This window comes from Mesorhizobium sp. WSM4836, from assembly GCF_055811815.1.
Genome location: NZ_JBVVQF010000002.1, coordinates 1 through 24,133, shown reverse-complemented (window position 1 = coordinate 24,133; position 24,133 = coordinate 1). Strand labels below are relative to the sequence as shown.

The 24,133-nt window shown below is 62.6% G+C and carries 18 protein-coding genes; 6 read left to right on the top strand and 12 right to left on the bottom strand.

Going from position 1 to position 24,133, the window contains the following annotated elements:
- Nucleotides 1–15: 15 nt before the first annotated feature.
- On the top strand, nt 16–1,047 hold the full coding sequence (locus AC0L2P_RS02385; protein ID WP_473499669.1) for a hydroxyacid dehydrogenase: 1,032 nt from the start codon (nt 16–18) through the stop codon (nt 1,045–1,047).
- Between the two features lie 25 nt (nt 1,048–1,072).
- Here the strand turns inward: AC0L2P_RS02385 and AC0L2P_RS02380 are convergent, their stop codons facing one another.
- The 12 genes from AC0L2P_RS02380 to AC0L2P_RS02325 form a co-directional block, all read right to left on the bottom strand.
- Nucleotides 1,073–1,558, bottom strand: coding sequence for a hypothetical protein (locus tag AC0L2P_RS02380; RefSeq protein ID WP_473499668.1), 486 nt, complete (start codon nt 1,556–1,558; stop codon nt 1,073–1,075).
- A gap of 104 nt (nt 1,559–1,662) precedes the next feature.
- On the bottom strand, nt 1,663–4,611 hold the full coding sequence (locus tag AC0L2P_RS02375; protein ID WP_473499667.1) for a nitrate reductase: 2,949 nt from the start codon (nt 4,609–4,611) through the stop codon (nt 1,663–1,665).
- Between the two features lie 3 nt (nt 4,612–4,614).
- Entirely contained in the window at nt 4,615–4,944 is a 330-nt protein-coding gene (nirD, locus tag AC0L2P_RS02370) for a nitrite reductase small subunit NirD (protein ID WP_254816082.1), read from the bottom strand.
- Between the two features lie 66 nt (nt 4,945–5,010).
- Nucleotides 5,011–7,461 carry a nitrite reductase large subunit NirB gene (gene nirB, locus AC0L2P_RS02365; RefSeq protein WP_473499666.1) on the bottom strand — a complete coding sequence of 817 codons (2,451 nt, stop codon included), beginning with the start codon at nt 7,459–7,461 and terminating at the stop codon, nt 5,011–5,013.
- A 19-nt stretch (nt 7,462–7,480) separates the two neighbouring features.
- Nucleotides 7,481–8,782: an MFS transporter gene (locus AC0L2P_RS02360; RefSeq protein WP_473499665.1), complete on the bottom strand. Its 1,302-nt coding sequence runs from the start codon at nt 8,780–8,782 to the stop codon at nt 7,481–7,483.
- A gap of 543 nt (nt 8,783–9,325) precedes the next feature.
- Entirely contained in the window at nt 9,326–10,123 is a 798-nt protein-coding gene (locus AC0L2P_RS02355; protein WP_473499664.1) for an ABC transporter ATP-binding protein, read from the bottom strand.
- Between the two features lie 10 nt (nt 10,124–10,133).
- Nucleotides 10,134–11,030 carry a nitrate ABC transporter permease gene (gene ntrB / locus AC0L2P_RS02350; RefSeq protein WP_473499663.1) on the bottom strand — a complete coding sequence of 299 codons (897 nt, stop codon included), beginning with the start codon at nt 11,028–11,030 and terminating at the stop codon, nt 10,134–10,136.
- A gap of 67 nt (nt 11,031–11,097) precedes the next feature.
- Nucleotides 11,098–12,414, bottom strand: a complete 1,317-nt coding sequence (locus tag AC0L2P_RS02345; RefSeq protein ID WP_473499662.1) for a CmpA/NrtA family ABC transporter substrate-binding protein — start codon at nt 12,412–12,414, stop codon at nt 11,098–11,100.
- 350 nt (nt 12,415–12,764) lie between these two features.
- A complete protein-coding gene (locus AC0L2P_RS02340; protein ID WP_473499661.1) occupies nt 12,765–14,003 on the bottom strand; it encodes a CmpA/NrtA family ABC transporter substrate-binding protein in 1,239 nt (412 codons plus the stop codon).
- Nucleotides 14,004–14,005: 2 nt separating this feature from the next.
- On the bottom strand, nt 14,006–14,605 hold the full coding sequence (locus AC0L2P_RS02335) for an ANTAR domain-containing response regulator (protein ID WP_473499660.1): 600 nt from the start codon (nt 14,603–14,605) through the stop codon (nt 14,006–14,008).
- A 311-nt stretch (nt 14,606–14,916) separates the two neighbouring features.
- Nucleotides 14,917–15,240, bottom strand: coding sequence for a hypothetical protein (locus AC0L2P_RS02330; protein WP_473499659.1), 324 nt, complete (start codon nt 15,238–15,240; stop codon nt 14,917–14,919).
- A 253-nt stretch (nt 15,241–15,493) separates the two neighbouring features.
- On the bottom strand, nt 15,494–16,384 hold the full coding sequence (locus AC0L2P_RS02325) for a helix-turn-helix domain-containing protein (RefSeq protein WP_473499658.1): 891 nt from the start codon (nt 16,382–16,384) through the stop codon (nt 15,494–15,496).
- Nucleotides 16,385–16,850: 466 nt separating this feature from the next.
- On the opposite strand from AC0L2P_RS02325, the gene AC0L2P_RS02320 reads away from it, so the two are divergent.
- The 5 genes from AC0L2P_RS02320 to AC0L2P_RS02300 all read left to right on the top strand — a co-directional run bounded on the left by AC0L2P_RS02320 (nt 16,851) and on the right by AC0L2P_RS02300 (nt 23,809).
- Nucleotides 16,851–17,636: a hypothetical protein gene (locus tag AC0L2P_RS02320; protein WP_473499657.1), complete on the top strand. Its 786-nt coding sequence runs from the start codon at nt 16,851–16,853 to the stop codon at nt 17,634–17,636.
- Between the two features lie 206 nt (nt 17,637–17,842).
- A complete protein-coding gene (locus AC0L2P_RS02315; RefSeq protein WP_473499656.1) occupies nt 17,843–19,345 on the top strand; it encodes an arylsulfatase B in 1,503 nt (500 codons plus the stop codon).
- 7 nt (nt 19,346–19,352) lie between these two features.
- Nucleotides 19,353–20,297, top strand: a complete 945-nt coding sequence (locus tag AC0L2P_RS02310) for a formylglycine-generating enzyme family protein (protein WP_473499655.1) — start codon at nt 19,353–19,355, stop codon at nt 20,295–20,297.
- Nucleotides 20,298–20,365: 68 nt separating this feature from the next.
- The gene (locus AC0L2P_RS02305) at nt 20,366–21,595 is read left to right on the top strand and encodes an alpha/beta hydrolase (protein WP_473499654.1); all 1,230 of its coding nucleotides are present in this window, start codon (nt 20,366–20,368) and stop codon (nt 21,593–21,595) included.
- A 141-nt stretch (nt 21,596–21,736) separates the two neighbouring features.
- Nucleotides 21,737–23,809: a mechanosensitive ion channel family protein gene (locus tag AC0L2P_RS02300; protein ID WP_473499653.1), complete on the top strand. Its 2,073-nt coding sequence runs from the start codon at nt 21,737–21,739 to the stop codon at nt 23,807–23,809.
- Nucleotides 23,810–24,133: the final 324 nt, after the last annotated feature.

Sequence of the window (24,133 nt, the reverse complement as noted above, 5' to 3'; positions counted from 1 at the left end):
GGGAGGAAAAATATCATGTCCGACAGCGCCTTGCCGCTGGTGATCAGCGCACCCGAACCACGCACGCTCGACCTGATCTTCACGCCGGCTGCGCTGACGAAATTTCGATCGAAATACCGCATCGTCGAAACGTCGCCCGAAGATGTCAGAGCCCTGCCGGCCGATATCCTTGCCGAGGCCCGCTACATCGTCGGCCAGCCGCCGATCGCACCGGAGGCACTGGAAAAAATGAAGGCGCTGCGCTGCATCTTCAATGTCGAGAGCAACCTCATAAACAACATGCCCTATGAGACGCTGTTTTCGCGCGGCATCCATGTCGTCACCACCGGCCTGGTGTTTGCCGAACCCGTCGCCGAGCTCGGCCTCGCCATGGCGCTCAACCTCGCCCGCGGCATCGTCGACGCCGATCTCGCGTTTCGTCAGGGCAAGGAATTGTGGGGCGGCGACGGCAACCGGACGGCGCGGCTTCTTTCCGGCGCGGATGTCGGCATTATCGGCTTCGGCGATCTTGGCCGCGCGCTCAACCGGCTGCTGTCGGGCTTTCGCACGCGGACAAAAGTCTTCGACCCGTGGCTGCCGCCGTCGATCCTGATCGAAAATGGCGTCGAGCCGGCCCCTCTCGACGACGTTCTGTCGAACAGCGATTTCGTCTTCGTCGTCGCTTCGGTGACCAGCGAAAACCAGGGTTTCCTCGGTGCCGACGCGTTTGCCAGGATGCGCAAGGGAGCCGCTTTCATTTTGCTCAGCCGGGCCGGCGTGGTCGATTTCCCGGCACTGATGGATGCTGTCCGCAGCGGCCATATCGTCGCCGCCAGCGATGTCTTTCCGGAGGAGCCACTGGCGCGGGATCACCCGGTCCGCACATTGCCGGGGTTCCTGCGCTCCGCCCATAGGGCCGGCGCGCTCGACATCGCCTTCAAGCGGATGGGCGACATGGTGCTGGAAGACATGGACCTGATCGACCGCGGCCTGCCGCCGATGCGTTCGAAGCGGGCCGAGCGTGAGACCGTTTCGCGAATGCGTTCGAAGCCGGTCGACAAGAATTAAGCCGTCTGCCGACGGTCGCACATGCTCAGAGGGTGAAGGACCAAAACAGGCAGGCCAGTGTCGCTGCGGCGAAGACGACGAAGAACAGGCTTCGCAACAGGATGTTGCGGCGCAGCTCGTTGATGAAGAGATGACATCCGACGACGGCTGCGACAAACAGGAACCGCCAGTTCAGCAGTGCCGAGAGCACATCGCGCTGACCGAAAGCAAATCTGGCGGCGAGACATCCAATGATGACCGCAGACAACACGATGACCGTCCAGAAGATCGCATCGGCGGCATGTGTCAGGACGATGCCGGCGAGCCTGATCGGCAGAACCATCATCAGCAGTGCACTGAAAAAATAGACCGCCGCGAGCGGAATGAACGCCGCCGCATCGGCGACCTCGCTCAGGCGCTTGGCGCCGATCGCGCCATAGGGATAGCCATGCCTGGCCACCGCCAGGCTGAGTGCCATCAGCAACGCCGTCAGCACGGCGGCAAGCGCGAATGAGGTCAGGGCTTTGCTCATGGGGTTCCCGTTCCGAGCGAATCGAAGTCAGAACGTTGGTAGCCCATGGTTTGTAAATTGCTAGTAAGCATCATGCAGCGGCGCGGCGGAGTTCCTCGGCGCATTCACTCCGCAGCTTGCAGACGCCGCCCGTCGATAATGGTCTTGATCTCGGCGCGGCAAGAGCCGCAATTGGTGCCGGCGTGAAGGACCGCGCCGATCGCCACGACGCTGGTACAGCCCCCGCGCACCGCTTCCGCGATCTGGTTGGCACCGACCCCGAAACAGGCGCAGACGACGGCACCGCGGTCGACGCTTTTGCCGCCCGGTCGCCCGGCGACAATGGCCAACCGCGCCTGCCGATCGGCATGGTCAGCACCCAGTTGTTCGACCGCCCAGCCGCGCGACACAGCTACCGGGGCAGGCGCAAGATAGAGCGCACCGACCAGCCGACCGCCCGCGAAACGGGCGAAGCGATGGTGCCCGCCGGCGATGTCGTGATAAGCGAGCGTCTCCCCTTCCATGCCTAACAGGGAGGCGGCAAACGCGGTCCAGTCGCGGCTGTCCTGCAGCGCGATTTCGAGGCGCCAGCCGTTGAGACAGCGGGCGAGGCTCCAGTAATCGGCGTCCATGGATGCGGGCTTTTCGGCGAGCACGGCGAAGCCGAAGGCTGTGGCGGCGAACCGCTCGACGCGGGCGGCAACGTTCTTCGAGGCCGGCTGGCCTGAAATCGCATCGGTCGTCGGCGCGACCAATGCATCGATGCGCGCGCGGGCGGAGAACTGATCCGTCCAGTGCATCGGTACGAATACGGAGCCATGGCGTTGGCGCACCGTCACCAGCGCGCGGACCAGCACCTCGCCATGGGCAGTCGAGACGCGCACGATGTCGGCATCGCCGATACCGTAGTGCTGCGCATCCGCTGGGTGGATTTCGACGAACGGTTCGGCCATGTGCTGCGACAGGCGCGGGCTCTTGCCGGTCCGCGTCATGGTGTGCCAATGGTCGCGCACGCGCCCGGTGTTGAGCACCAACGGGTAGTCCGCGCTGGTGCCGGTTTGTGCGGCTGGGCGGATGGCAATGAAGCGCGCCTTGCCGTCGGGCGTGTAGAAATTGCCGTTGGCGAAGAAGCGAACGGGCTCACGTCGCGTCGTACCGACCCCCTCTGGCCTACCGGCCATCTCCCCCTCAAGGCGGGAGATCGGCAGCGTCTGCGACCCGCCCGCTCCTGAAACGTCTGAAATTGGTGAAGGCCTTGGTGGCGGCTGATCTCCCCCCTCGAGGGGGAGATGGCCGGCAGGCCAGAGGGGGTCGGCACGACCGGGCTCCACCTCGTTGGAGCGACCCGGAAAAGTCGAGACTTCACCACCGACCCCACCCCGTCCCGCTTGTTTCGCTTCGCTCAACGCGCGTGCCGACCCTCCCCTCGAGGGGGAGGGTGAGGCCGGCGCCGGCCATTGGAATGGCGCCAACTCCTCGTAGGTCTCTGCACCGATATCGCCATACGCGCCGATATCAAAATCGCGCGAGCCGTCATTATCGAAGCCCGACAACGCCGCGTGCTCGGCGAAGATGTCGGCCGGCGACACATGCGAAAACGCCTCGCCAAAGCCCATCCGCTTGGCGACTTCAGCGATGATCCACCAATCTGGCCTTGCCTCGCCGGGCGTGGCCAAAAAAGCCCGCTGGCGCGAGATACGGCGCTCCGAATTGCTGACGGTGCCGTCCTTCTCGCCCCACGCCGCCGCCGGCAGCCGGACATGGGCATGGCGGACCGTATCGGTCTCGCCCAGCACGTCCGAGACCACGACGAACGGGCAGGCCTTGATCGCCGCTTCGACGGCATCGGCATCCGGCATCGAATCGACGGGGTTGGTTGCCATGATCCACAGCGCCTTGATGTGTCCGTCGGCGACCGCTTGGAACATCTCGACGGCCTTGAGCCCAGGCTTTTGTGCAATGACCGGCGCATTCCAGAAGCGCTGCACGCGGTTGCGGTGCTCGGGGTTCTCGATCTCCATATGGGCGGCCAGCATGTTGGCCATGCCGCCGACCTCGCGGCCGCCCATGGCGTTGGGCTGGCCGGTCACCGAGAACGGCCCGGCGCCGGGCTTGCCGATACGGCCGGTGGCCAGATGGCAGTTGATGATGGCATTAACCTTGTCGGTGCCCGAAGACGACTGGTTCACGCCCTGGCTGTAGACTGTGACCGTCTTCGCCGTCGCGGCAAACAGGCCGTAGAAACGGGCCAGTTCGTCCTCACTGAGACCCGTGGCAGCCGCGATGCCGGCGAGATCGAGCGCCGAGGCGGCGAAGAGCGCTTGCCCGAAGCCGGTCGTGTGCCCGGTAATATAGGCGCGATCCAGTGCATTATGCTGGCCGAGATAGGCGAGCAGCCCCGTGAACAAAGCGACGTCGCCATCGGCCGCGATCGCCAGATGCATGTCCGCGATATCCGATGTCATGGTGCGGCGTGGGTCGATCAGCACCACCTTCATCTCGGGCCGCTTTTCCCGGGCGGCGGCAATGCGCTGGTAGAGCACCGGATGGCACCAGGCGAGATTGGAGCCGACCAGCACGATGAGGTCGGCAAGTTCCAGATCCTCGTAATTTCCCGGCACCGTGTCCGAGCCAAAGGCGCGGCGGTGGCCGGCGACCGACGAGGCCATGCACAGGCGCGAATTGGTGTCGATATTGGCCGAGCCGATGAAGCCCTTCATCAGCTTGTTGGCGACGTAGTAGTCCTCGGTCAGCAACTGGCCGGAAACATAAAAGGCGACCGAATCGGACCCGTGCTCGGCGATGGTTTGCAAGAAGGTCGAAGCGACAAGGTCGAGCGCTTGGTCCCAATCGGCGGGGCGACCGTGGATCTCCGGGTATAGCAACCTGCCGTCGAGGTCGATGGTCTCGGCCAGCGCCGAGCCCTTGGAGCAGAGCCGGCCGAAATTCGCCGGGTGGTCGGGGTCGCCGCGAACGGTTATTTCACCGTCCGCGGCGACCTTCGCCAGCACGCCGCAACCCACCCCACAATAGGGGCAGGTGGTCCTCACCTCGCGCGCTTCATCAATCTGCATGGTTCACGCCGCGCGGCTGGCCAGCGCTTCCAGCGCAATGAACAGCCGCTCGCCGTCGATCCGCACCGCAATGGTGCGCACCGCGCCCTCGTCGGCGCCGAGCGCCTTGCCTGTCTCCAGGGAGATCACCCAATTGTGCAAGGGACAGGTCACCGCCGTGCCATGGACGATGCCCTGGCTGAGCGGCCCGCCCTTGTGCGGGCAATGGTCGTCGATGGCGAAGACTTGATCGTCGGCCGTGCGGAAGACGGCGATCTTGCCTTCGGGCGTGGCGACGCAGCGCGCACCACGACGCGGAATGTCAGACAGGGAGCCGATCGATACCCAATTCATGTGGCCATACCTCTTTTGCACGTGTTCTTGTCCGAAAACCGCATTCCACTTTTCGGGAACACGCGCCTACTCCGCCGCCTGCGCAAAGCCGACCGAAGCCATCGGCCGGAATTCATGCTTGTCCTTGCCGGAAGCACGTTCCGACCACGGATCGACCTGGGCGAATTTCTGCGAGAAGACGAAGCGGTCGAAATAGGCTTTGCGCTTCTCGCCATCGTCCAGGATCTGGCGCTTGATCTCGGCGATGCCGACGCGCTTGGCCCATTTGTAGATACGTTCGAGATAGCGGCCCTGCTCGCGGTACATCTGCGTCAACGCCACGATATGCTCCAGCGCCTCGTCCTCGGTCTTGACCAGGCCGAGCACTTCGGTGCCCTTGATATCGAGGCCGGCGGCGCCGGCGAAATGGATCTCGTAGCCGCTATCGACGCAGATCACGCCGACATCCTTGCAGGTCGCCTCGGCGCAGTTTCGCGGACAGCCCGACACCGCCATCTTGACCTTGGCCGGGGTCCACGAGCCCCACATGAATTTTTCGATACGGATGCCCAAGCCGGTCGAATCCTGCGTGCCGAACCGGCACCAGTCGGAGCCGACGCAGGTCTTCACTGTGCGCAGTCCCTTGGCATAGGCGTGGCCGGAGACGAAGCCGGCCTGGCCGAGATCGGCCCATACCGCCGGCAGGTCTTCCTTGCGGATTCCGAGCATGTCGATGCGCTGGCCGCCGGTGACCTTGACCATCGGGATCTCGAACTTGTCGACGACGTCGGCGATGGCGCGCAATTCGGCGGCGTTGGTGACGCCGCCCCACATTCGCGGCACTACCGAATAGGTGCCGTCCTTCTGGATATTGGCGTGGACGCGCTCGTTGATGAAGCGCGACTGGTAGTCGTCGGCGTATTCGTCAGGCCAGTCGCAGACGAGATAATAGTTTAGCGCCGGCCGGCACTTGGCGCAGCCGCAGGAGGTCTTCCATTCCAGTTCCTGCATGACGGCGGGAATGGTCTTCAGGCCCTTGGCCTTGATCAGCCGGCGGACGTCGTCATGGCCAAGCGCGGTGCAACTGCACATCGGCTGGACGGCCGCGGGGTTGTATTTGTCGCCGATGGTCAGCACCATCAGCTTTTCGACCAGCCCGGTGCAGGAGCCGCAGGAGGCCGACGCCTTGGTGTGGGCGCGCACGTCATCGAGCGAGGTCAGGCCCTTGGCCGTGATCGCGCCGGTGATCTTTCCCTTGCATACGCCGTTGCAACCGCAGATTTCCGCATCATCCGGCAAGGCTGCAACGGCCGCCATAGGGTCCAGGGGGGCGCCTCCCTGGTAGGACTGGCCGAAGATGAGCGTGTCGCGCATCTCGGATATGTCGGTCTGCTTCTTCTTGAGGTCGTTGAACCAGGCGCCGTCCGCCGTCTCGCCATAAAGCACCGTGCCGATGATGCGGTCATCCTTGAGCACCAGGCGCTTGTAGACGCCGGCCGCGGCATCGCGCAGCACGATCTCCTGGCGATCATCGCCTTCGGCGAAGTCGCCGAGAGAGAACAGCTCGATGCCGGTGACCTTGAGCTTGGTCGGCGTGTCCATGTGGACGAAAGCCGCCGCCTCGTTGCCGGCCAGATGGCTGGCGGCGACACGCGCCATCTCGTAGAGGGGCGCGACCAGCCCGTAGACCTGGCCGTTGATCTCGGCGCATTCGCCGATTGCGTAGATGTCGGGATCGTTGCTGCGCATGCCGGCGTCGACGACGATGCCGCGGTTGACTGCAATGCCGGCTTCCTTCGCCAGCGCCGCATTCGGCCTGATGCCCACCGCCATGACGACAAGCGTCGCCGGGATGATGGTGCCGTCGGCAAGCTCCACCCGCTCGACCTTGCCGTTGCCTGATATCGCCTGGGTGTTTGCCTTGGTGATGACCTTGATCCCGCGCTGCTCGACAGCGCGCTGCAGGAGATAGCCGGCGGCCGGATCGAGCTGACGCTCCATCAGCGTTGGCATGACATGCAGCACGGTGACGTCCATGCCTTGCGAATTCAAGCCCGCTGCTGCCTCGAGCCCGAGCAGGCCGCCGCCGATGACCACCGCCTTGGCCCGCGACTGGGCGGCCAGCATCATGGCGCGGACGTCGTCGAGATCGCGATACGTGAGCACGCCCGGCAGGTCATGACCGGGCACCGGAATGATGAACGGCACCGAGCCGGTGGCGATGACGAGCTTGTCATAGGGCTCGGTCACGCCATGATCGGAGGTGACGGTCTTTGCCTGCCGGTCGATGGCGACGATCTTGTGACCCTTGTAGAGGGTGATGCCGTGCTTGATGTACCAGCCGTCGCCATGGATGATGATCTCCTCATAGGCCTTTTCGCCCGACAGAACCGGCGACAGCATGATGCGGTCGTAGTTCACGCGCGGCTCGGCGTTGAAGATGGTGACCTGGTAGCGCCCAGGCGCCTTTTCCAGGAGGTGCTCCAGCATGCGCCCAGGGGCCATGCCGTTGCCGATGATAACGAGTTTCTCGGTCATGTCCTGATCCACTCCGGTCTCACTCAGCCGCGTAGGAAAGGCCTGAAGCTTCGTCAGACGCCGTGCGCTCCATCCGCCGGATGGAAAAATGCATCCAGGCAAAGCAGGTGGCGACGATGACGAAGAGCAGCATGAAGCAGCTCGACCAGACGCCGGTGAGGTCGTTGAGCGCGCCGAAGACGATTGGCAGGATAAAGCCGCCGAGCCCGCCAATCATGCCGACAACGCCGCCGACCGCGCCGACACTCTGCGGATAGTAAGCCGGGATGTGCTTGTAGACGGCAGCCTTGCCAAGGCTCATGAAGAAGCCGAGCACACAGGCAACGGCTATGAAGGCGAGCGGGCCGACCTCGAAATGGAAGGCGATCGGCCCGCTGACACCGCGCACGACGTAGTCTGCCGAGGGGAGAGACAGAACGAGAGTCGCGGCGGCACTGACAGCGAAGGTCCAGTAGAGCACGGTGCGGGCGCCGATCCGGTCGGAAAGCACGCCGCCATAGGCGCGGAAAATACTTGCCGGAATTGAATAGGCCGCGCCGATCATGCCGGCGGTCGCAAGCCCGAAGCCGTAGACGCCGATCAGGTAGCGGGGCAGCCACAGCGAGAGCGCCACGAATGCACCGAAGGCGAAGAAATAATAGAAGGCGAAACGCCAGACCTGCAGGTTCTTGAGCGGCGCGAATTCCTGCAAGAAGCTTCCCGCGGGTGCAGCCTTGCCGACGCGACGCTCGCGGATGACCGGATCGTCGCCGGTCGTGAACCAGAAGACGGCGGCCATGACGACGAGTGCTGCCGCCCAGATCAGCGCGACCGACTGCCAGCCCCAGGACAGAAGCACGAACGGTGCCAGGAACTTGGTGACCGCGGCGCCGACATTGCCGACACCGAAAATGCCAAGCGCCGTGCCCTGCTTGCCGGCCGGGAAGAAGCGCGAGACATAGGCGACACCGACGGCGAAGGAACCGCCGGCGAGCCCAACGCCTAGCGCAGCGACCAGCATCTGCCCGTAGGTGTGCGCAAAAGCGAGCAGAAAGGTCGCGACCGCCGCCGCAAGCATGGTCGCGGTGTATACCAGCCGTCCGCCAAAACGGTCGGTCCAGACACCGAGTACCATACGTACGAGCGAGCCGGTGAGGATCGGCGTGCCGACGAGCAAGCCGAATTCCGTCTCGTTCAGTCCAAGCTCCTGCTTTATGCGAATGCCGATGATTGAAAATATCGTCCACACCGCGAAGCAGACGGTGAAGGCGATAGTGGACATGACAAGCGCCTGCCGGGGAGCACTGTCCTGGCTGGGCGCGGCTGGGAGATTTGCGGTCATTTTCTGGCTCCGGTCAGCGGCGTGGGAGGCACCGCCCTTGTCCTGTTCGTTCGCGACTGTCAGCGGCGCGGCATCGCCGCCAGCGCGCTAGCGGCCGGAAAATCGCGGTGCGTGAAGTCCTCGAGGGACGCGCAAGTTCCGATCCGTTTCATCATCGTCGTCTCCGGTTGGGCGCCGCTTGGACCAGCGCCGTCGATTGCGTCAAAACAAAAAAGCCGCCGGCCAGGTCTTCGCGTCCGGCGTTCCGGGAGCGTGTGGACCTGAGCGGCAGCTTTGCCTGTGGCGCCCGCCATTGGACGCCGTGTCACTTGGCCCTTGCGGACCTACATTTTGAAAAGCAGGAAGCGTGCCAATTCGTCAGCGCTCTGAATTATCGAATGAAATCAATGAGAACCGCAGCCGCGCGACTTTTGGCCAAGCTCGGCAGCGGATCAAGATTAGTCAGAATGCCTTGCACAGCAGCATAATATTTGTGCAATGCGGTAGATTGCCCATTGCCGATGCAGATTGCCAATGATGATGACGAGTTTTCCGGTTACTGCCTTACTCCGCGGCTTCGACGAAGCGGTGACGTTCGTAGAGGAATTTCAGCACCGCCTCGCGGCAGCGCAAGAAAGTGCGGTCGGAGGAAAGCTCGATGCGCCGGCGCGGCCGGGCCAGCGGCACGGCAAGAACCTCGCCGATCGTTGCCGCCGGGCCGTTGGTCATCATGACGATGCGGTCGGACAACAGCACCGCCTCGTCGACATCGTGGGTGATCATGATCGTCGTCGAGCCGAGCCGGGAATGGATATCCATCACCGCGTCCTGAAGATGGGCGCGCGTCAGCGCGTCGAGCGCGCCGAAGGGCTCGTCGAGCAGCAGGATCTTTGGCTCCATGGCCAGCGCCCGGGCGATGCCGACGCGCTGCTTCATGCCGCCCGATATCTCCGCCGGACGTTTGTCCTTGGCATGCGCCATCTGCACGAGATCCAGATTGCGCATGATCCAGTCATGCCGTTCGGCCCGGCTCTTCCTCCGGCCAAAGACCTTCGATACTGCCAAATTGATGTTTTCGTAGACGGTCAGCCATGGCAGCAGGCTGTGGTTCTGGAACACCACGGCGCGTTCGGGGCCGGGGCTGTCGACCTCCTTGTCTTCGAGCAGCACGGCGCCGGCCGAGACCTTGGTCAGCCCGGCGATCAGGTTGAGCAAGGTCGACTTGCCGCAGCCTGAATGGCCGATGATCGAGACGAATTCGCCCTTATCGATGGTGAGGCGGATGTCCTTCAGGACGTCGCTGACCTGGGTGCCGCGGGCGAAGGATTTGTCGATGTGGTCGAGCTTCAGATAGGCCGTCATGGCGCTCTCCTCACTTTGCCGTTGTGCCGCGGGTGACGAAGACGCCGACCGCCGCGACCAGGCGGTCGAGGCAGAAACCGGTGACACCGATATAGGCGAGCGCGACGATGATGTCGGGCAGGCGCGACGAGTTCCAGGCGTCCCAGATGAAGAAGCCGATGCCGACGCCGCCGGTCAGCATTTCGGCGGCGACGATGGCCAGCCACGACAGGCCGATGCCGATCCGCAAGCCGGTGAAGATGTAAGGCGCGGCCGCCGGCACCATGATCTTCACGAAGAACTCGAACTGGTTGAGCCGGAGTATACGGGCGACGTTGCGGTAGTCCTCGGGGATGTTGCGGACACCGACCGCGGTGTTGATGATGATGGGCCAGATCGAGGTGATGAAGATGACGAAGATCGCCGACGGGCTGGAATCGCGGAACGCCGCCAGCGACAGCGGCAGCCAGGCGAGCGGCGGCACCGTGCGCAGGATCTGGAAGACCGGATCGAGGCCGCGCATCGCCCAGATCGACTGGCCGACGAGGGCGCCGAGCGCGACGCCGACGATTGCCGCCAGGCCGAAGCCCATGGCGACGCGCTGCAGCGACATCAGCACCCGCCAGGCGAGCCCGATATCCTGCGGGCCGTTATCGAAGAACGGATGGGCGATCAGGTCATAGGCCTCGTTCCACACCTGGCTCGGCGGTGGCAGGCTGGCTGTGGGCGACGAACAGGCGACCTGCCAGACGACGAGCATGATGGTGATGACAATGACCGGCGGCACCAGCGTGCTGGCCAGCCTGGCGCCGATCGCGGCCGGGTCGAAGCGGCGCCGCGCCCTGGCGGTGAAAGCGATGACCTCGGCGGGCTTGGCCGGCGCGGGGAACGGCTTCACCTTGCTGTCCTCGATGGCTTGGATAGACATTTTTTCGAAAAACTCCTTGGCGGCACGCAAGGCAGGCGGCGCTGCCGCCGCCTGCCGCGCATCTATGTCAGGCCGACACCTTGATCTTCAGGCTGTCGAGATAGGCCGACGGGTTCTCCGGATCGAAGATCTTGCCGTCGAAGAAGGTTTCGGGGCCGCGCGACGACGACGTCGGAATATCGGCCGCGGCGACACCAAGATCCTTGGCCGCCTCGCGCCACAGATCCTCACGGTTGACCTGGCCGACCAGCGCCTTGATGTCGGTGGTCGGCGCGAACTTGCCCCAGCGAATGTTCTCGGCGAGGAACCAGCTGTCGTGGCTCTTGAAGGGATAGGACACGCCGCCCTGCCAGAACTTCATATAGAGGTCGGTGCCGTTGGCGACGCGGCCATTGCCGTAGTTGATGTCGCCCTTGAGGCGGCCGATGATGTCGGCGGTCGGCACGTTCATCCACTGCCGCTTGCCGATGATGGCGGCCATCTCGCCCTTGTTTTCTTTTGCTTCGCACCATTGCTGGGCCTCCATGACGGCCATCAGGATCGCCTTGGTGGCGTTCGGGTACTTGTCGATGAAGGCGGCGCGCAGGCCGAGCGCCTTTTCCGGATGGCCCTTCCACAGTTCGCCCGTGGTGGCGGCGGTGAAGCCGACGCCCTGATGGACGAGCTGCTCGTTCCACGGCTCGCCGACGCAGAACACGTCCATGTTGCCGACCTTCATGTTGGCGACCATCTGCGGTGGCGGCACGACGATGGTCGAGACGTCCTTGTCGGGATCGATGCCGCCGGCGGCCAGCCAGTAGCGCAGCCAGAGGTCGTGCGTTCCGCCCGGGAAGGTCATGGCGGCCTTGACCTCCTTGCCCGACGCCTTCTTGGCGGCGAAGGCTTCCTTCAGCTTGGAGGCGTCGAGACCGACGCCGGTGCCGGCATATTCCTGGGCGACGGAAATGCCCTGGCAGTCGTAGTTGAGCCGCGCCACGATCGCCATCGGCAGCGGCTGGTTGTTCTGCGTCACCTTGCCGGTGTGCATCAGATAAGGCATCGGCGTCAGGATATGGGCACCGTCAATGCCGTTGGCTTCGCCGCCGAGCACCAGATTGTCGCGCGTTGCGCCCCACGAGGCCTGCTTGAGCACCTCGACATCGGGCATGCCGAATTTCTCGAACAGGCCTTTCTCCTTGGCAATCATCAGCGGCGCGGCGTCGGTCAGCGCAATGAAGCCGAGCTTGGCGCCGGTGACTTCCGGCGCGGCGGGCGCCGCATAGGCGCCGGAGGGCAGCAGCGCACGCGCAGCGGCCAGCGTTGCCGCGGTGGCCGCGCTGATCCTCAGGAAATCGCGGCGGCTGATCGCCGTCTGCGCGGGATGGCTCTTGATGCGTTTCGTCATCGTCATCTCCGGTTGGGCGCGGCTTGGATCTGCGCCGTCGATTGCGTGAAAACAAAAAAGCCGCCGGCCAGGCCTCGCGCGTCCGTCCATCCGGGATCGCGTGTTGACCTGAGCGGCAGCTTTGCCTGTAGCGCCCGCCATTGGACGCGTATTCCGTGACTCGAGAAGAGTCTGCCTTTTACAAAGCAGGAACCGTGCCAGTTTCGGAATGGATGAGAAACATCAATGATATCAATTATGTGCCAAAATCGCCGGCGCCCCGGCCCGCCGGGCGAGCAAGCCAAAGATTGTTCATTAGCGCCGTTGCACGCACATTTTTTGTGCAGTGCACAAGAATGGCGCGGAAATGATCAGGCTTCGGCGCGCGACAACTTCTGGCTCGCAATGTAGGCGTCGATCTCGTCGGGATCGAAGATCTGGCCATCGAAGAAACCGTCGGGACCGAGCACCAGGCTTGCCCCCGCCGAACCAACTGGAGTCGCGGCCTTCAGCGCGCCCTCGACCTTGGCATTGGCACCGGGAAGCGCCACGCCAAGCGGCTTCAACGCCGAGCGGTAGAGATCGGGACGGTAGCAGTCGCGGGCAATAGCGAGGTTTTCCGGCGTGTGCGCGACATGCCCCCAGCGCACCATCTGCGTGTAGAACCACAGCGCATGGCTCTTCCACGGGAAGTTCGCCGCCTTGTCGAAGGGCAGGAAGAAGTCGTCGACGCTCAGTTCCGCGCCGCCGCCGAGCGCAAGATGGCCGCTGAGGATCGACATCTGCAGCGCCGGCGCCAAGCCAAGGAAAGCCGGCTGCGCCATCAGGGCCGCGAGTTCGCCGCGGTTCGCCGGATCCTGGCACCAGCGCGCCGCATGATGCAGCGCGCGCAGCAGGGCCGAAAGCGCGTCCGGCTGTTTTTCCGCCCAGGCCTTGCGCACGCCGACGACTTTCTCCGGGCTGGTCTTCCAAATGGCCGCCTTGACCGTGGCGATGCGGCCGGTGCCGGCGACGACCGAGGCGCTGTTCCAGGGTTCGCCGACGCAGTAGCCGTCGATCCTGCCGGCAGCGAGCGCGTCCGCCATGAAGGGGGGCGGCACGATGACGATTTCGATTTCACGCGATGGGTCGATGCCGCAGGCGGCGAGCCAGTAGCGCAGTTCGTAATTGTGTCCGGAGTGCGGATGGACGACGGCGAAGCGAAGCGGATCGCCGCCGGCATTTGCCCGTTCACGAATCAGCGCCCCCAACACCCTGCCGGCCCGCGCCGGATCGAGGTCGGGTCGGGCGCCGTGCGCGGCCATGCCCGCCCAGACCGCGTTCGAAACCGTCACGCAATTGCCGCCGAGGCCGAGCGAAAACGGCACGACCGTATCGGAAGCGAGCGGCGTCAGCCCCAGATTGCAGGCGATCGGCATCGGCCCCAGCATATGCGCCAGATCGAAATGGCCGATGGCGATGCGGTCGCGGATGTTGGCCCAGGACGTTTCCCGGTTGAGCGTGAGGTCGATGCCTTCGCGCAAGGCGAAGCCGATTTCCTTCGCCGCGACAAGGACAGCGCTGTCGAAGAGCGGCATGAAGCCAGCATTGATCCGGTGCTCGGCCGCCATTCTCAACTCTCCTCGGGATCCAGAAGGCCTGCCGCCGTCACCAGGCTCTGGGCGATTTCGCCGATCTTGCGGTTCTGGTTCATGGCGGTCTTGCGCAGCAGCGTATAGGCCGCGTCCTCCGACAGGCCGCGCGACTTCATCAGTATGCCCTTGGCGCGATCGATCACCTTGCGGCTTTCCAATTCGCTGCGGGCCTCTTCCAGTTCGCGCGCCATGCGCGAAAACGCGTTGAAGCGGCTGATCGCCATGTCGAGGATCGGCTTGACCCGCTCCTGGCGCAGGCCGTCGACGACATAGGCCGACACCCCGGCTTCCACCGCTGCCTCGATCGAAGCCTGGTCCGAGCGGTCGACGAACATGGCGATCGGCCGCTTCACCACGCGCGAAAGCTGGAACATGTTTTCGAGCATGTCGCGGTTGGGATTCTCGAGGTCGATGACGATGACGTCGGGTTCGATCTCGGCGATCCGCCGCGCTATGCCGGCGACGTTGTGGATGACCGTGACCTGCCGATGCCCGGCCTCCCGCAGCCCCGCTTCGATTATCGAAGCGCGGATGTGGTTTTCATCGATCACCAGGACAGTGAGGGATTTGCGCATCATGCCGCATTTTTTGCGCAGGCGAGGCGATTGTGCAATGCGGCATGGCGAGATTCATGGAAACGAAGGCGGTGCGCCGCCCGAGGGATTGGGAGCGACGGCCGCGGCTACGAACTTGAGGCCGCGACGCTGCTGCCAAGCGGAGCAGTCCATGACAGCTTTGCGCCGCAGATCGGGCGTTATCGCAAACGCTTACCTTACCTGTTAGCAGACATCCGCCACAGCAGTCTTCGTGGGACGCAGTTCCGGGGCCTTGGTCGACGGCGGAGTGCTCAGCAGACGACGCCAAGCAAGGCTGGCGCGGAGCTTCCCACTCAATGGATGTGAACGACCACGTAGCGTCCACCATAAGGCTGATAATACGTGCTGCCACAGTGCCACAACACGGTGCCGTTGATCGAGGTCCTCACACAGGCTGCCGGGAGCCTGGTCACGTAGACGGTCGAACGGCGGATCGTTCGGCGTGTGGTACGCCTGGCGACCCCTGCGGCGCTGCCTGGCGTGAGCGGACGGCCAACTTTCGCCTGCGCGTCGCCAACGAAAGGGGCGAACGGCACAGCCGCGTCGAGCAAACCGCCAAACATTAAGGCGACGACGATTCCGGCAGCACCTGTCAATCTCAAGCTAAGTCTGGTCATTTTATCCTCCCGAAAGCTTACCACTCCACGTGATTAAATCTGCAACCGATGCCCCACGCGCCTGACGCAGGCCTGCGTCGAACCAAAATTAGGGTGGGCCCGTTTCCCGACCTGCGGGCCGAGGCAGCGCGATTTTTAGTAGCTTAGAAGATACTAACTCTCGAATGCGACTTCTATCCGGATTGCGCATATTCCATCGGAACTGCTCGCAATGATAACGCGGCGCAATTTCTCGGCGGACGTTACGCCCTGGTCACGATCTCGCGGCTCGCTTGAGCGTTTCCTTGGGAGATTCACCGAAGAACAGGCGATAATTCGCCGCGAAGCGGCCCAGATGGTTGGCCCCCACGTCCATCGCGATCGTCGTAACGCTCAAGCCGTTTGCACGTGCGGTGGCAAGTAGCCGTCTGGCTTCGTTGAGGCGGAGCGCTCTGATAAATTCGAGCGGGGTTACTGAGAATGTGGTACGAAAAGCGTATTCCAATTGTCGACGGCTGACACCGATTTCCTTGCACAGTCGAATTATGGGTATGTCTTCCCGTATATGGGAGCGAATGAAATCCTCGGCCGCCGACGCTTGTCTGAGATGACGACCCATGGAACCGGTTGTCCCGGTTTCACGACCGGCTGCGCGCGCGAACGCGTCAGCCACCGCTCCTAAATAGTCCACAAACGCGCCTGGAGGCTGCTCCGGCAGAGCCGAATCGGTTGCAACTCTCCCGAGGTGATCCGCCATCGACTTCATCTGGCTTCGGATACTTTGTGCATCGCTGCTCGCAAGCCGAACTGCTGCTGGGCGATCGCTGATCGGCTCCATGATCACCCCGGCAGCAACCGCCTGGATTTCCGTCCAAATCGCGGTCGGAACAATGGCAACTGCGTAGGTGAAGCCGGGCTGGACTGTCGCCGTTACACTCGTGCCAGCCGGGATTGCCAGGATCATGTCGTCTTCGAGTGGGATGCCGCATATTGTAGACCCACAGGCTCGCTCGACGCCCACTAACCCCACGGAGCCTGGATCGAAACCGCCACTAGCGCGGAAAGCGCAATTGAATTGAGGCAGATCGAGCGCCCACTTGCCGGGCGACTGAATCTGCCTGATGCGCGACGGAAGCCAGCCGGGCGAAAGCCTGTCGATCTTCACGGGCAGACCAGAGGCGGCACTGCTAAGCTCGTCAGGGCCAAGCTGCACGTCCCTGTACGAAGGTGATGAAGGCCAGGCGCTCAAAAGAACGTCCTTTGCGCAAAGTGGATAGCGGCACGGTTGTATTAGGTGTAGCTTAGACGCAAATTGCGCGAGATCAATTGCGCGAGATCAATCGACACAAAAATGTCGCGCGACTGGTGGGGACCATGGACGCAGGGATCCCGTTCAGACGGGAGCGCCGAGAACATCGAGCGCTTTCGCCATGGTTATCATACAGCGCTGAGACCGGGGGAGCGAATGGCACAAAACGCCGATACGTCGATCCGTCACGTCCGCCCCAATTTGACCGACTGCAAAGCGAGGGTTAATCCGACGCTGCTCCAAATATGACGCGGGCGCACCGGCGGCGGCCGAGCCTGCGCTAGGGGAACTGGCGCTAGGAGGAGGACAAATGGGGACGAGCATGAAAAGATTTCGTTTGGCTGTCCTGGGAGCGGCAGGAGCATCCGTACTTTGTACGTTCAATGCATTTGCAGCGGATACAACCAAGCAGCAGGACGAAGGTTGGACTATTACTGTCGCCCCGTATTTATGGGCATCAGGCATCAACGGAGAAAGCGGCCTCTTCGGATTCCCGCCTCAGGATGTCGATGTGAGCTTCAGTGACGTGCTGCAGCACCTCAAATTCGGCTTTATGGGAGTTTCGGAGGCCCGCAACGGGCGTTTCACCATCAGCACCGATATAGTCTACGCGAGGCTCAACGCCGACATAGACAGCCCCCGGGGGATCCTCGCTTCAAACGTTGATGCGACCGTGAGCACTTTCATGGGGACGGCGCTTGGCGGCTACAGCCTATATTATCAAGACGGGACGAATATTGATGTGGTGGCCGGCGCCCGCCTGTGGTCGGCCGACAACCGTTTCGAGTTCCACGGCGGCGCCCTTGACGGTACCTCAGCGAGCGACGGCGACACATGGGTCGATCCGGTGATCGGTGCCAAATTCAAGGCCAATGTTGGTAACGGAGTCTACCTGGCCGGCTGGGGCCTGATCGGTGGCTTCGGCGCTGGGTCTAAGTCCATGTGGGATGTAATGGGTGGCGCCGGTTATCATTTCAACGAAAAGACTTCGATGTTTGTCGGCTATCGAGCTGTGCACGACAATTATAGCCACGATGGTTTTGTGAATAAGGTCACTCAGCAGGGGCCGATGCTGGGTTTCACCTATCAATTCTCGGTCGCCCAATAGAGGATCGGCGTGCAGTGGCTGGTTCGTGGCGCGTGCGCTTAGCTGGACTGCCAAGTGACGGCGGACAGGGCGTCGGCTTGTATTCGAAACCGGTGTGCTTATTGGTCGGAACACAGAAATGCTGACCCTGAAGACTTGGCTCTTCAGGGAGGGGTGACGTTGATACCCCAAAAGCATTTACCCAGAAGGGGAGAAGGGCGGAGAGCATGAGTATCGATCGAGAATTCCCGGCTGAAGCCGGCACAAGCAACAAGATCACGCGGCGCGACGCATTGATGGCTGGAACGGCGGCTGCCGTTTCACGATTTGCCGCACCCCTTGGCCTTTCAGGCGCGCTCGCCGGCCTCGCCGGCGCTCAGGCGGCGGCCCAGCCCTCGCAGCCCAACATCGTCTACATCGTGGCCGACGACATGGGATGGGGAGACATCGGGTTCAACGGCTCGGATATCAAGACGCCGAACCTCGACAAGCTCGCCCAGGGCGGTGCACGCTTCGACCAGTTTTACGCCCTGCCCATGTGCACGCCGACGCGCGCAGCGCTAATGACCGGCCGCTATCCGCTGCGCTACGGGCTTCAGACAGGCGTCATTCCGGCGGCGGGCACCTACGGGCTCCCTGTGGACGAGTATCTCTTGCCGCAGGTCCTGAAAGACGCCGGCTACAAGACGTCCATGGTCGGCAAATGGCATCTCGGCCACGCCAAGCCGGAGTTCTGGCCGCGGCAGCGCGGCTTCGACTATTTCTACGGCGCTCTGGTTGGAGAGATCGACCACTTCAAGCATTCGTCCCACGGCGTGAAGGACTGGTATCGCAACAATAAGCCGCTCAATGAAAGCGGTTTTGACAACACCCTGTTTGGCAATGAGGCCGTCCGGGTTGTCGAGCGTCACGAGGGCAAGAGCCCGCTGTTCCTTTACTTGGCCTTCACCGCACCACACACGCCGTTCCAGGCGCCGCAGGAGTATCTCGACCGCTTCAAGGGCATCGCGGACGAGAACCGGCGCAAATATGCGGCAATGATCTCGGTGATGGATGACGGCGTCGGCAAGGTGGTTGCGGCGCTCGAAAAGAAGGGCATGCGCGACAATACCATCATCATCTTCCACAGCGACAATGGTGGCGTGAAGAACTCGCTGTTTGCCGGCGATTCGAAGGTCGGCGGCGAGTTGCCCGCCAACAACGGACCCTATCGTGACGGCAAGGGCACACTCTATGAGGGCGGCACCAGGGTCGCCGCACTCGCCAACTGGCCGGGCAAGATCAAGCCGGGCGTAGTCGACGGCACAGTCCACGTTGCGGACATGTATCCCACCCTTGCCGCCCTAGCCGACGCCAAACTGGAGAAGAACAAGCCGCTGGATGGCATGAATGTCTGGGACGCCCTGAGCGAAGCAAAGCCCTCTCCCCGCGGCGAGATGGTCTACAATGTCGATCCTCTGGCGGGCGCCGTTCGCAAAGGCGACTGGAAGCTCGTGTGGAAGGCCTCACTGCCGCCGAAGACCGAGCTTTTCAATCTCTCCGAAGACAAATCAGAAGCGCACGATCTCGCGGCGGCGAACCCCGACAAGGTGAAGGAGCTGCAAGGGCGCATCACCGAATTAGCAAGCGAGATGGCGCCGCCGCAACTGCTTATGGAAATAGTGCGGCTGACCTTCTTTGCGCCGCCCGTCGTCCCCGATCCGTCGACACTGCTCAGCTTGGGGGACTGACGGCGGTATGGGCAAGCCGATCGCGTTGCCGGTGCGCGAGGACATGGTGTGGATTCCTGGCCGCCAATTCCTGATGGGCTCGAACCACCACTATCCGGAAGAGGCGCCGGCCCATCGCGTTGTCGTCGACGGCTTCTGGATGGATCGCACGACGATCAAGAACAGTGAGTTCGGGCGCTTTGTCGAGGCCAGCGGTTACGTCACGCTGGCTGAGCGTCCGGCAAATGCCGCGGACTATCCTGGAGCCATCGCGGATTCATTGGCGCCGGCTTCAGCGTTGTTCGTCAAGCCGCCGCGCGGCATCGATCGCAGCAATCACTACAACTGGTGGGCCCACGTTCGCGGCGCGAACTGGCGACATCCGCGCGGTCCTGCCAGCAGCCTCAAGGGCCTTGAAACGCATCCTGTCGTCCATATCGCATACGAGGACGCGCAAGCCTATGCGAGTTGGGCGGGAAAGGCGCTACCGACCGAGGCCGAATGGGAGTTTGCCGCTCGCGGCGGGTTGGATGGCGCCGAGTTCGTATGGGGCGGCGAACTAACCCCTGGCGGACAGCATATGGCCAACACGTACCAGGGCGAGTTCCCATTCCGCAACGATTGCGAGGACGGCTATGAATGGACCGCGCCGGTCGGCTCGTTTCCGGCGAACGGCTATGGGCTCTACGACATGGCTGGCAATGTCTGGCAGTGGACCACTGACTGGTATCAGGAGCACGGGCAGATGGACAGCCCATGTTGCACGACGACCAACCCGCGCGGCGGCCAGCGCGAGGCGAGTTACCATCTTGCGACGCCCGATATCAGGATACCACGCAAGGTCACCAAAGGCGGGTCCTTCCTCTGCGCTCCCAGCTGCTGCCGGCGTTACCGGCCGGCCGCGCGCATGGCGCAGCCTGTAGACACATCCACATGCCACCTCGGCTTCCGTTGCATCAAGCGTTCGGCGTAAGGGAGCTTGCCCTACGGTCGACGAGCATCATCGCGCCGAGAGATCCGAGGTAAAGTAAAGGGACAATGATGACGCAGTCTCTGTTAATAAATAGGCGGGCCAATGGAAGTATCTCGACTCTGTTCCTGCTTGCGCTGACGGCGTGCGGAGGAGGGCCGGAAGGCGTCCTTGCGCCCATCTCAGCGAACCTCGTGTCCCCGGCGGCATCGAATGTGACAATGTTGGTCGCGACCAGCCGCAAGCCTTCCGGCGACCCGGCAACGCTGTTTACAGGCGAGCGCAGCCCGGCGCTTTCTCTGACCGATCTGACCATTTCAATTCCCCCGAACCGTGGACCCGGGACGGTCGAGTGGCCGAAAAAGCTGCCGCCCAATCCCCAAAAGGAATTCGCTGTTGTTGCTGTGAAGAGCCTGTCGATTCCCGAGGCTCACAATTGGCTGCACTCTCACAATTCGAACGGCCATGTTCTCGTATTCGTACATGGCTTCAACAACCGCTACGAGGATTCGGTTTTTCGCTTCGCGCAGTTTGTGAATGACTCAAGAGCCAAGGTCACGCCCATCCTTTTTACGTGGCCGTCGCGTGCGAGCGTGCTCGGCTATAATTACGACAAGGAAAGCACCAACTTCTCCCGCACCGCATTCGAGCGAACATTGAAGGCTTTGGTTGACGATCGCAGCGTTACGGAGGTTACCGTCATGGCCCACTCGATGGGAACCTGGCTCGCCATGGAATCGCTCAGGCAAATGGCGTTGGAGGACGGGCAGGTTTCGCCCAAGATCAGGAACGTCATCCTTGCATCTCCCGACCTCGATGTGGATGTCTTCGGGCGCCAGTGGACTGAACTCGGGCCGAAAAAGCCGAAATTCACCATCACTGTCTCACGCGACGATCGGGCGCTTGCTGTCTCGCGCCTGATCGCAGGCGATATCGATCGGGTTGGACAGGTTGATCCATCAAAGGAGCCGTACAAATCCAAGCTGCAGGCGGCAGGAATAACCGTTATCGACTTGACCAACGTGAAGACGGGCGATCGCCTGAACCACAGCAAGTTCGCCGAGAGTCCGGAAATCGTTCAGTTGCTGGGGGCACAATTGGCCTCTGGTCAAACCTTGACAGACTCGAGAGTGGGCCTTGGTGACGGGCTGGGCCTGGTGATTGCCGGCACGGTGGATACGGTCGGCAAAGTCGCGGCAACGACGGTCAGCACTCCAATTGCGGGCATTGAGAGGAAAAACAATCGCTCCCCACCGGACGATCTCGGAACAATTCTGAAGGGGGATCCGACAACTGAGTGATCCGTAGTCAACTCACCAAGGCTCGAGCAATCGTTTGTCGGAACCGCTATGGTCTGCCACTGCCCAACGCGTCGCTTCGCTAAGGAAGCCGGTAGATGATCGCGCGGTGCCGGTGACTACGCGCGGCTTGGAGGTCACACCATGAACAACGCACTGCGCCCTCGACTTTCAATACTGTCATGCTTCGTCCTTGCGCTCATTTACCTCTTTCACGGTGTGTCGTGGGCGCAAGAGGCGCCAATCGATCTGCCCCCGGCAAAGGCAAAGCAATTTCTCGACCTGTTGTCCGACCCGGAAGTGAAGGCGTGGCTCGAAGCCAAGATCCCTCCGGCGACGGAGCAGCCCGAAACTTCCGTGGTCGACACATTGTCGGGCTTGGAGACGAAAATCCGTGACCGTCTCGGCGCGCTCGGTGCAGCCATCCCGCGCGTGCCTGAAGAACTGGCCAACGCCTCCTCGATCATCTCGCGCGACGTGAACTCTGGGCGGCCTGGGCTCGTGCTGGGTATCCTCGCTATCCTGATTGCAGTCGGCTTCGGGGCTGAGTGGCTGGTCCGCAGAGCACTTGCAAGAGCGCGGAGCGCAATTTCCCAAGCAGATGCAGTGCAGACGATCCTCTTCGAGACAACCGCGCTGCTGACCTTCACCATCGCGAGCGCCGGCTCGTTTCTGGCGTTGGAGTGGCCGCCGTTGCTGCGCAGGATTATTCTGACGCTGCTTCTTGCCTTTGTCGCATTCCGTCTCGTTCGCGCTGCCGCCCGATTGTTTCTCGCGTTTGGCGGCGAGGCGAGTGAGGCATCAGCCGGACCGAGGCCGCTTTTCGAGAACGAAACATCGACCAGTTTCTGGCTTTGGCGGGTCAGCTTCGTCGCTGGCTTCCTGTTCTTCGGCTGGGCGATCGCCAGCTTTATGCCCGGCATTGGTTTCTCCAAGGAGGTTGCGGGGCTCGCCGCATTTCTGTTCGGGCTGGGCATCCTGGCGACCGCGATCGACGTCGTCTGGCGCCGGCCTGGCTGGCGCGGCTCATTGCTCAGGCGATCCCTGCTCACCTTGTTCCTGGTCGTGCTCTGGGTAGTCTGGGTCGCTGGCCTGATCGGCGTGCTCTGGATCGGCATATTCGCCCTTGTTTTACCGACCACCGTGCGCGGCGTGGCTGCCGCGGCAACTGCGTTGGTCGGCAGATCGAAGCGCAGCGGCGCGATCGGCGTGATCATAGAGGTTCTGGTCGTCAGAGGAGCGGGAGCACTTGTCATCGCCGGGGCCGTCGCCTGGCTCGCCTACATCTGGCGTGTCCGGGCAGCACAATTTGCCGGCAACGAAACCGCCGGCTTTCTGATAACCGGGCTGCTCAACGCCATCATCATCCTGCTGGTCGCGGACCTGCTTTGGCAGCTTTCGAAGGCCCTGATCGAGTATAGAATGAGCGTCGCGCCAACGGAGGTGAGCAGTGCCGATCAGCTAGCCCGCGCCGGCCGGCTGCGGACGCTCCTGCCGATCTTCCGCAACACGCTTGCTGTCTTCATCGCCGCAGTCGCAGTGCTGACGATCCTGTCTGGACTGGGCGTCCAGATCGCACCGCTGATCGCCGGTGCTGGCATCTTCGGCGTCGCCATTGGCTTCGGCTCCCAGACATTGGTCAAGGATGTTCTGAGCGGAGTTTTCTATATGCTCGACGACGCCTTCCGCGTGGGCGAGTACATCCAGAGCGGCTCCTACAAAGGAACTGTCGAATCGTTCAGCCTTCGCTCGGTGCGGCTGCGGCACCATCGGGGCCCGGTCTATACAGTCCCGTTTAGCGAGCTTGGCGCCATACAGAACATGAGCCGCGATTGGGTGATGGACAAGATGACGGTCAACGTGACCTATGATTCCAATGTCGAGTTGGCGCGCAAGCTTATCAAGAAGATCGGCCAGGAGCTGGCGGCCGATCCGGAGTTCGCGGCCGACACGCTTGAGCCGCTGAAGATGCAAGGCATCGACAGTTTCGGCGATTTTGCGATCGTGCTCAGGATGAAGTTGATGACCAAGCCCGCCACCCAATTCGGCATCAAGCGGAAGGCTTACATGATGATCAAGAAGGCCTTCGACGAGAACGGCATCAAGTTCGCCTTTCCCACCGTTCATGTCGAAGGCGGCTCTGAAGAAGCCGCCGCGGGGCATCAGATCATTCAAAAGATGCAGGCGGATGCGGTTACAGCCGCGGCGGTAGCCTGACTTTCTCGAACTAGACTAACCAAATGAGTACATGTTGATAGGAGTTGCCGACGACTTCAAACTAGCCTGAGTGGCACCCGCCCGTCATAGGGCTGAAGTTCATCGCGTGAAGGGCTGGAATGGTGGGTGCCGTCCGATAGGTGAGCCGTCGAATGGCAGCTTGGCCACCAAACGTTCCCGAAACTTGCCGGTCCGCTTGCGGCCCGAAACGCAACGTCTGAGTAGCAGTTCGGGCGATGACCGCTCTTGGCGGATATCGTTGAAAAAGTCGGCCGCGTCTCGGCCACGACATCGACTGATGTCAGGCCGTGAGCAGACGTCTTC